6 protein-coding genes and 1 CRISPR repeat array are annotated in these 9,994 nt (G+C 36.5%); all 6 genes read left to right on the plus strand.

Going from position 1 to position 9,994, the window contains the following annotated elements:
* The coding region (locus ACHZAX_RS20795; RefSeq protein ID WP_320020436.1) for an RHS repeat domain-containing protein at window positions 1–1,552 on the plus strand (1,552 nt) is incomplete at its 5' end.
* A gap of 56 nt (window positions 1,553–1,608) precedes the next feature.
* On the plus strand, window positions 1,609–2,613 hold the full coding sequence (locus ACHZAX_RS20800; RefSeq protein ID WP_320020437.1) for a HEAT repeat domain-containing protein: 1,005 nt from the start codon (window positions 1,609–1,611) through the stop codon (window positions 2,611–2,613).
* 454 nt (window positions 2,614–3,067) lie between these two features.
* On the plus strand, window positions 3,068–3,973 hold the full coding sequence (locus tag ACHZAX_RS20805; protein ID WP_320020438.1) for a helix-turn-helix domain-containing protein: 906 nt from the start codon (window positions 3,068–3,070) through the stop codon (window positions 3,971–3,973).
* Window positions 3,974–4,032: 59 nt separating this feature from the next.
* Complete coding sequence (locus ACHZAX_RS20810; protein WP_320020439.1) at window positions 4,033–6,243, plus strand: helix-turn-helix domain-containing protein; 2,211 nt, start codon at window positions 4,033–4,035, stop codon at window positions 6,241–6,243.
* Between the two features lie 380 nt (window positions 6,244–6,623).
* Window positions 6,624–7,880, plus strand: coding sequence for a DnaB-like helicase C-terminal domain-containing protein (locus ACHZAX_RS20815; RefSeq protein ID WP_320020440.1), 1,257 nt, complete (start codon window positions 6,624–6,626; stop codon window positions 7,878–7,880).
* A 2-nt stretch (window positions 7,881–7,882) separates the two neighbouring features.
* A complete protein-coding gene (locus ACHZAX_RS20820; protein WP_320020441.1) occupies window positions 7,883–8,824 on the plus strand; it encodes a toprim domain-containing protein in 942 nt (313 codons plus the stop codon).
* A gap of 235 nt (window positions 8,825–9,059) precedes the next feature.
* A CRISPR array of direct repeats spans window positions 9,060–9,958; the repeat unit is 36 nt; unit sequence GTGCTCAACGCCTTACGGCATCAGAGGTTAGATCAG.
* Window positions 9,959–9,994 lie beyond the last annotated feature (36 nt).

Genomic DNA, 9,994 nt, shown 5'->3' on the forward strand with positions numbered 1-9,994 from the left:
CCTGACTTATGACAACAACGGCAACCTGACACAGACTACAAGAGACGGAGAGACGACTTCTTATCAATGGGACTGCTTCGACAGGTTAATAAAAGTAACTCTACCACCCCAAAACGGCGGATCAAACGGTGAAACGGTTGATTTCAACTACGATGAGGACGGGATGCTGATAAAAATGGATTCCGAGGGAACAGAACAAAAATTCACCCAAAAAGGCAAATTCACCACAAGAGAGTTGGTAAAAAATAGCCAGGGAAACTGGGAAACCACAGCAACCCACATCATTTTTGGTGAAATGCTTTCATCATACATTAGTCCTACATCGAACAAGAAAGCCAATTCTTCAGATGTAATTTTCTATCATACCGATCATATCGGTTCAGTCCGGCTTATCACAGACAGCAGCGGAAATATCGTTTCATCATCCTTTACCGACAGCTACGGCAACCCACTACCCATGGAAAACTCGTCCAATGGCAAATCCGCCAAAATGTTGTCAGAGTTTAATTTTGCTGGAGCTAATAGAGTAAGGTATGTAAAAAAAGTAAAATTGCATAATATAAGAACTGCATGGAATAATAATATCGACAGAAGACATATATCAAGTAATTTGTCACAAGTATCAGCTTCTTATAAATATCAAAATCTTTATCTGTTGATAATTCCTCCTATCCCTGATCTTGACGATTTTATAAATCCAGGTTGGTATCCTCCACCTTCACCAACCCCATCAAAGAAGGCAAAATCTGCTACTCTCACAATCGAAGCTGTAAAACACGAATTCCCATCACTTGTAGATTTTCCTTATATTGGCTCAAAAGAAATATTGCTTAAAAAAATAAATCAAAGAGATCAATTTTACAAAACATTATTTAGATATTCTAATGTCTACTGGAATACTCATGGAACTGAAATAGATATAACACATTCCAATATTGGAACCAAGTCGACAACGTGGTGGTATTCTAATGAATTAAATAACAGAATTTTAGAATATGGGAAAGACAAAACTCCAAGAGCACAGGTTGTTTTTGCTCTTGGTTGTTTATTAGCAGGCGCAGCTTTTCACAGGCTAGATTCAGAGAAAGGAAGTAATAAAGATGAACACATTAATCCATCAATGGCTGAAGGTGTTTTAGCCGGTACTGGTGTAAATCCCTTTTATCAATCAAGTGGATTTAGAGAGAACAAGAGAGTTTTTATTGGATTTCAGAATTCAGATGCTAATTTTCATCGTAATATAATAGCAAAATTTGCAAATAGAATAAGTGGTAGCGCTAATAATGATTGGTTAGAATCTATTGAATATGCAATATTCACTTATTACCGCGATATTACAAAAAAAGATTTCAAACATCTAAAAATAAGTAAAAAAAACCAATTAACGAGATATTCTAAAAAATTAAAAAAGGCAAACAATATGCCCATACTTATGTGGAAAAATCACCGGGGATGTTTTTATCCAATAGTTGTGTTTGGAGCAAATAAAATTTCATTTAATACAGATGCGGATACAATCATTCCTCCTTCTCCCCCTTCACCTATTTCATAACTATAATTATCTAAACCGAATATGAGCGAAAAGGTGTGTTTAAAATGAACAACTTAATGAAAACAAGAATTCTGAAAATTGTTATATTGCTTGTTTTGATAATCCTGATTTTTATACAGCTCAAAGATGTTTTGATTATGAATTATTTAAACTGGATTTACCAATATTTAAAGAACCCAGACATTATAAAATCCCAGGTCAATTCAATGAGATGTATTTTTGAGGGACCGGTTGTAAGAGCCTTAGGAAATAATCAAAAAAGTGAACTATCAATGTTTGTAATTAGCCTTATGGATCCTCCACCTTTAAAATCTCTTCGCCGTGCACTAAAAAACAGAAATGCAACTATGAAAAAAAACGCAGCCGCGCTCCTTGGATATCATAAAGATAAAAAATCTACCGACATGTTATTAAATTTAGCTATAAATGACGAAAATATATCTGTGAGATGTAAAGTAATTGAAGCAATAGGCAAAATAGGAGATGAAAGAGCAGTTTTAATTATTTCCGATTTAAGAACTAATGACGATCCTCTAATCAGGATTTCAGTAGCGAAAGCATTGGGTGAGGCGAAAAGTGTTTACGCTATCAAGCCTCTTAAAGACTTACTCCAAGACAGTAACATCGAAGTCAGAAGATATGCGGTTTTTGGTTTGGGTGAAATACATAGCCCTGAAACAATAAACGGGATTATAAGGGCTTTAAATGATGAAAACATGTCTGTCAGAATACAAGCTATTAGAACATTGGCATTTAGACGACACGAAAAAGCTGTCACTCCTTTGCTAATACTTTTAAATGATCCAAATAAAAATGTGAGAATCAAAACAATATATTCACTTTTAGAATATAAAGATGAAAGAGTAACTGATAAATTGATCAATTTGCTGGAAACAAGCAATGATTATGATATAATCTATCCTACAGTTAGTGCATTAGGCTATATTGGTGATAAAAAAGCACTTAAGCCTTTAATTGAAAAATTGTCTAAATGTGACAATGATATTCTTAAAAGAAGTATCAAAAATAGTATTAATAAAATAAAAAGAAATAATCAGTAATGCTCCAATTTTATTCATACATCAAACACTTCTTTGACGAACCAATCTTAATTTATCCCCAATAAAAATTATTGACTCGTTTTTTTGTTCCAATAATGGACTACTGATTAAAAAAGGTACAATGTCAGTTTTTGTCAAACTGTCTGACAGTGACAAACAAGTGTCAATATAAAAAGGATAGAGATAGAAAGAATTAGAGAAAATATAGTGACATCATGTCAGACAGTCAAAATCACCTCCGACAGATGTCAGACAATTTCTGACAAAAGACAGAAACATAGTTATTCAGGAACTTTTTGACACTTTTGTCAATTGTTAATTGCATCTTCACTTACAAAAAGCACCTTAATCGCTGATATCTATTTTCATGAAGTCAAAAAATTAATAAATAATCTATTTATCGTTGCAGGGAACTTTTATATTGTCAAAGAAAATCTAAATGAGGTGATGACAAATGTCAGACAGCTTGACAATATCAGAAGCTGCAGAAATTATCGGAAAAAGCGAACGAACAATATACCGTTATGTCAGACAGGGAAAAATCCATTCTGACAAATTAATTGACAATGGCAAAGAAGTTGTCAAGATACCAAAACCTGAAATAGAAAGGTTTTTAGGTAAATCTATTGACAACATGTCCGACAGCCGATTAGACCAGTTGTCAGATGTCAGACAATTTTTGACAAATGACAATACGGTAATTCTTCCTGTTGAAGTATATGAAAAAGAGAAAAACGAGCGGGAAAAGCTACAATCAGGGCTAATAATGTATCGATGGAAGTTTGAAGAGCTGGATCGTAAGCTAAAATTACTCCCGGCTCCAGTTGAAGTTATTACACATGAATATGAAAAGGTAAAAATAGACCTCCAGAACAAGGAAGCATCACTTCAGTCAACAACTGATCAACTAAGCCAGGTAACAAAGCATCTTGAAGAGTTAAAAAACAAACAGCAGTCCCTTGAAAAATCCCTCCAGACGCAACAGAAGGCTCATAATGATGTTTTATCGGAAAAAGAAGTGTTATCCTCCAAAATTGAGCAAATAAAGGCTTTAAAAGGCGAATTACAGAACCAAAAAGATCAACTGGAAACAGAGATAGAGTCTATTCGGCAGGAAGCTGAGTTATCCAGGCAACAAGCAGAGGAATTCAAAAACCAGGTTTCAACTTTACAGCAAGAAAAAGAAGAGTTGACAACCAAAGAGGAACAGATAAAGGAAAAGGCGTCACAACTCGAAAAAGAGAAAAAGACTCTGGAGGAAAGTCTGAAGGCAAATGAAGAAGCCAAACGGAAATTACAGGAGGAACTTGAAGCGGAAAAAAGCCGATCCTGGTGGAAAAAACTATTTAATATAAGGTAGAATAAGAAGACAATTGAATTCTAAATTCAGGATATTGACTACTAAAGTTGGTGAATGCTATGGAAAATATCGAAGAGAAAAGAATATTGACAAGGCTGGAAGTTCAGCTTAAACAGGTAAATCAAAACGATTCAGAAAAACATATCCCTGTTGACATAAATAATGACACAGCAAAATTAAAAGGCTTATATTATGATATTTTTGGCGATGTGATAGAAAATTATGAGAAAACGAAACCGGATTCTCTTGTTAAAAATGCATTAAATATTTTTAAAGAAGCTGCTTATCATTTAAAAGCATACATAGAAAATCCCAATGAAAAGGAAATAACCTGGAATAATCCTACTGTAATGCTTCAATACAATATTGATTATACATACTCCAAAGAGAGTAAAAGTAGCTTTTTTACTCACTTCGGTGCAGATAAGGAAAGAAATTATTCCGAGAAAATAGCCGAAAGATTAATCGGCAATCTTGGAGAAATAGAAAAAATATACACTTTAAAGCGTTTATCTAACGATCTGGCATTTCTCATGGTGAAAGAAGACGTCGGGAATTTATTATTACCTTTGGAAATTTCAGAAAAATTCCAGAATCAATCGATTGACACCCAGGAAAAGACTATTCAGGAATTACTCGATATAAAAATATTCACAATAAATATCAACGGGACCAAACCCGGTAAATCAGTTGATAATAAGGATCAACCCACTGGAAGAATATCCTTCCAGGTTCAACCGCTAATTATAGAAAAAAAATCCGCATATTATCCTATTTTTGTAAAACTCGAAATAGATCAAACTAATACCAAAAAATGGAATAACGAAGAAAAACAGAGATTTTGGAACGAAATTTTCAAATATTTTGATCAAATAAATCCTGAAGAAAAACTCCCGGTAAAATGGGTAGAAAATGTTTTCCAGGACAAAACCATATTAAAGTCGGACTGCCCTAAATTGATACCCAACTATATCGTTTCTTCTGGAGATCAGCTTTATTTTAACTTTAGAAACTCTATAGCTACAAGAAGTTTTAAACCTCCCCAAAAAGAGGAAAAATGGCATAAGGCGATTTTGGACTCAAAAAATAAGAGATTAAGAGCAATAGCTGAATTAATCCCGGTTGGCTGGCAAGATAAGCAATATATTCCAGAAAAGCAGTTGGAAGAATTGCAAAAACGAATGGCAGAAAACAGAGAAAAGATGGATGACTTAACCGCAGACGTCCTCGATGCGATTACCTATGTATGGTTACAGGAAGCAAGGAACAAAAAGAAGTCTGTATTCATTACTGCTGACGATATATTAAAGTTGAGAGGAATTAAACCACAGAAAAGTGGAAGCGGAAGAAGGGGAGGGTATCAAAAAAAACAACGTGATGAAATCGCGTGCAATATGAATATTTTAGATAATACCTGGATTACGGTCCTTGAAAGAGAGGTTTTCGAAGAAGAAGAAACCAAAAAAGGTTACAAAAGGAACAGAAGGAAAAAAAAGCGGGGCTTGCAAAGCCGTGCTATTCTTATATCAGAAAGAATAGGACAATTAACAATAGATGGTAATATTGAAGCTGACGGCTGGGAGGTTGAATTAGGAAACGTCCTCAAAGCCTTTTTATCCGGACAGGGAAGGCAAATAGCATTATTGTCAATTAAGGCATTGCAATATGATCCATATCGACAGGATTGGGAAAAACGTTTGTGTCGTTATCTTTCCTGGCAATGGAAAATAAAAAGAAGTCAAGAAAACTGCAGACAGCCTTATAAGGTCAGCACCCTTCTTAACGAAACAAAAAAGGAAGTTAATACAAGAAATCCCGGTCGAATAAAGGATCGTTTCGAAAATGCTCTTGACACGCTTCAAAGAGACAACATTATATCAAATTGGTATTATGACCCCCAAATGTTTGATGAAAATATAATAGGCAAAAGAGGCTGGTGGAAAAAATGGCTGGAATGGCTTATATACATTGAGCCACCCAAAGAAATAATTGAAAAATACCAAAAAATACATACTCCTCAAAAGAGAAATTTTTTGCCCTCTCCAACGAAGTCTTCGAAAGTAAAAAGCAAGAAAGCAAATGAAACTGATGTCTTAGATATTCGTAGGATAAGAAAGGAACAAGATCTTACACTTGAGATGGTTTCTGAAGAATTAGGAATCTCAGTAACTTATTTATCCTTAATTGAAAACGGCAAACGAAAGCCTGGAAAAAAAGTATTGAAAAGGATAGAACAATGGAAGGAGCAAAAGTGCCCAATAGAAAATTAAACATTAGAAACGCACCAATACTCAATAAAATTTTACATTTTTTTACTCCAATGTAAATTTTCATTTTTCAATTTTACAAAAAAATACGTGAAAAATATTATAGCAAACAAGACTAAATATTGATACCACTGGTTTTACAAAAGAATCGTTTTGTAAAAATTGTCTATTCTATCCTGTGAGCATGTCTATTCTATCCTGTGAGCATGTCTATTCTATCCTGTGAGCAAGCATTTTTTTAACTCAGATATCATGCGGGGTTCAGCATTTTTTTACAACCTAATTAGTTTAACTAGTATAAAACACACTCCCACACGCTTAAAAGCGGTGGGGTGTGATATAATGCTTCCAACATAAAATTTTGTTGAAGGGGATCAAGAGCATTGCCAAAAAAATTTTTACTCGCAAATGAATTTGTAGATACAGAACTTGAAAGTTCGCTCATAGCCACGATAAAGAAAAAACCGGATATTTATTGGGAAATAATTGACATACTTCCTTCTGAAGCCTGGGAAGCGGAAAGAGATAAATTTGAAATTATTGCAGAAGCAATAGAGCAGAATAAGCCGATACCAGCTTTGGGAGTAACGAAAAGCCCTGTTTCTGATCCAGTTGTTGTAGCCCGTGAACTGGCTGATCTTTATCAGAAAAGATTGCTTGCAGATCTAGCTCAAGATTTTTTGGGAGATCTAAGGGGAAATGAAAAGCATGCCACATCCCTTATAACGGATCTCGAGGATCAGTTATCCAGTGTCCAGCAAGCGGTAAAGGAATTAAAAGCTAGTCGTATTATATCTATGTCCGATTTGTTTGGCGAGGTTGTTGAAGAAACATATATCAGACATGAATTAGTCAAGGAAAAAGGATCGGTGGTGGTGGGACTGCCAACCGGGATAAATAAACTTGATAAGCTTTTAGGCGGCTTACAAACGGGAATTCATTTACTGGCGGCAGAGCCTGGACAGGGAAAAACTACTTTAACTATGCAAATTGCCGCATATATAGCAAAACTTGGGGTTCCTGTTTTATTTGTGTCGTTTGAAGAATCATTAAAAAAACTTGCATTAAAGGCTCTTTGCCACATTGCCGGCTTGGAGTCGAAGAAATTTGCTGATGGATATGGAGACCCGGAAGTATTAAAAGAAGCCGCTTTAAGATTTGGCAGGGATCTTTCCAGAATTTATCTTGTTGAAGGAACTTCCAGGTTAACAGTTCCTCACTTAAAAGCAAAGGCTTTACAGGTTATGACGCGGAGAAAAAATCAAAAATGCTTGATTATTGTTGACTATTTACAACGTTGGGCGTCCGTAAGGAGAGAATTTAGCGATTTCAGGCATGTGGTTAGCGGGCTTGTATCGGAATTAAGGGAATTGGCATTGAGGCTGGATAATCCGGTAATGGTAATAAGTTCTCAAAATAGACCGGGACAGGGAGGTTCTAGTCTTACGAGTTTGAAGGAATCCGGCGATTTGGAATATTCAGCAGATACGGCGTTATTCCTTGTGAAAGCAAAAAACAGGAATTCAGATTTACCTGCAAGGGCGATTAACCTGGCATTGGAGAAAAACCGTTACGGAGATAAGGGTCTTATTGAATTAATATTTAGACCTGATCTTGGAACCTTCAGAGAGTTGGTATAATTTTGAATATTCTACAGACACAATTGTCCAATAAAGATCTTGAAGCCTATCGTAGCCAGGGTAGGGGAGTAAGAGCAGGGAAATATTTAAGATATTACTGCCCTATTCATGGCAGCGATAAGCAACGAAGCCTTCAATTGAATCCAGATAATGGACACTTCCGTTGTTATGCCTGTGGAGCCTGGGGGTATCTGGATGAATTTAAGGATGAATGGATTAAGAAACAGAAAGACAAAAAAAATTGGGGTTTTCCTTTTAGAACCAGGAAAATTTTTACTTCGATAAATACAATTCCAAAGAAAGTTAAAAAAGAAACAATTAAGTCTGAATATACTAAGGCGCTCAAAGATTTTCAGGAATTTCTTCCTGGTAGTTGGGGTGAAGAATATTTAAGGAGACGGAAGATTCCTTTGAAAGTTGCCTATAACTTTGGGGTTGGATATTCTCCATCTGGTAAATGGCTCCATAAAGGCCGAGATTGGAAGTTTGGAAGATTAGTATTTCCTCATACGGATCTATCCGGTGAAATCATTAATCTTTATGGCAGAGCGGTTGGCAGTGATAAAAAAGTTCCCAAGGGAATCCGACACGATCATTTACCAGGTGCAAAAGGAGTTTTTAACTCATCTGCCCTGGAAGAAGATTCTGTTTTTATATGTGAAGGCGTGTTCGATGCTCTTTCTATGATTTCGGCAGGTCATAAGAATACCTGTGCAATATTTGGAATAAACGGTTTATGTTGGGAATGGGTGAAGTCAAATCGTATGGTTTTTTGCCTGGACAATGATTCTGCCGGTTCTAAAACTATGAATCAGCTATGTTGGGAAGGCAGTATAAGGGGTAAGGACATATATTTTTTGCCTGAGAAAACTTATAGGGGATATAAGGATTTAAATGAGTTGTGGGTTGCAGAGGGAGAAATTAATATTGGGGATTGGGATTAAAATTTGTTAATTCGGCAGCAAAATTTGAAATCTGAAAAATGAGGGAAGAAAATAGAAGAGGCTATGGTGCCAAAACATTTTTTGGTTCTGTGAGAGTTTATGAGAAAATATCATAAGGAGAACTGGTAGAAAAGATAAAAATAAAGCAGATTCCAATATTCAGAATGTTTTTTTGTTTAGGGAGACTATCGATCAAATTTCGATGCTCTCTTTTTATAGTACTGGTCATTAGCTAATTTTTAACGCCTTGCGGCATCAGAGGTTAGATCAGAGTCACTTAGATTATTACTTATTATCCCTTTTTACTAGTGCTCAACGCCTTACGGCATCAGAGGTTAGATCAGAATAGATAATACACTTCAAGTCAAGGAGCGGTTGGGTGCTCAACGCCTTACGGCATCAGAGGTTAGATCAGGAAACAGCAGAATCCTCGTAATGGGACTCAAACGAGTGCTCAACGCCTTACGGCATCAGAGGTTAGATCAGGTTTGCCTTTTGCAGGTTTGCCTTTTGCAGGTCTGCCGTGCTCAACGCCTTACGGCATCAGAGGTTAGATCAGTTGACCGATTCCAACTTTCTCTTATTCCTGTTATGTGCTCAACGCCTTACGGCATCAGAGGTTAGATCAGCCGTTGCACTCCTCGCATTTCACCCATGATCTATTAGTGCTCAACGCCTTACGGCATCAGAGGTTAGATCAGCTTTGCCCTTTCAATCAGGTCTTTTGCCGATTGCTGTGCTCAACGCCTTACGGCATCAGAGGTTAGATCAGATCGATAATTCTCACAAGTTCGTGTCCGAAGCTTCGTGCTCAACGCCTTACGGCATCAGAGGTTAGATCAGTGTTTCTTGTTCTTTTTCTTTATCGTATATTCTTAGGTGCTCAACGCCTTACGGCATCAGAGGTTAGATCAGTCCGGAAAAACTTCACATCGATCCACCAGGTGAGGAAGTGCTCAACGCCTTACGGCATCAGAGGTTAGATCAGCCTGTTTGTATAGGGTCACTATTTTTACCGGAATGTTGTGCTCAACGCCTTACGGCATCAGAGGTTAGATCAGGCACATTTTGGGGTCCCTGTTGCCGGCGCAAAATAAAGTGCTCAACGCCTTACGGCATCAGAGGTTAGATCAGTAGGGAACCTCCACTGCCAATTCCTCCTCCTCCGGT

Origin of the sequence: Labilibaculum manganireducens, from assembly GCF_963665805.2 — a bacterium.
Taxonomy (GTDB): domain Bacteria; phylum Bacteroidota; class Bacteroidia; order Bacteroidales; family Marinifilaceae; genus Labilibaculum; species Labilibaculum manganireducens.

What these genes read in the sequence shown, in the direction of transcription:
- ACHZAX_RS20800 (WP_320020437.1), top strand. Translation starts at nt 1,609, where the DNA reads ATGAAAACAAGAATTCTGAAAATTGTTATATTGCTTGTTTTGATAATC.
- ACHZAX_RS20805 (WP_320020438.1), top strand. Translation starts at nt 3,068, where the DNA reads ATGTCAGACAGCTTGACAATATCAGAAGCTGCAGAAATTATCGGAAAA.
- ACHZAX_RS20810 (WP_320020439.1), top strand. Translation starts at nt 4,033, where the DNA reads ATGGAAAATATCGAAGAGAAAAGAATATTGACAAGGCTGGAAGTTCAG.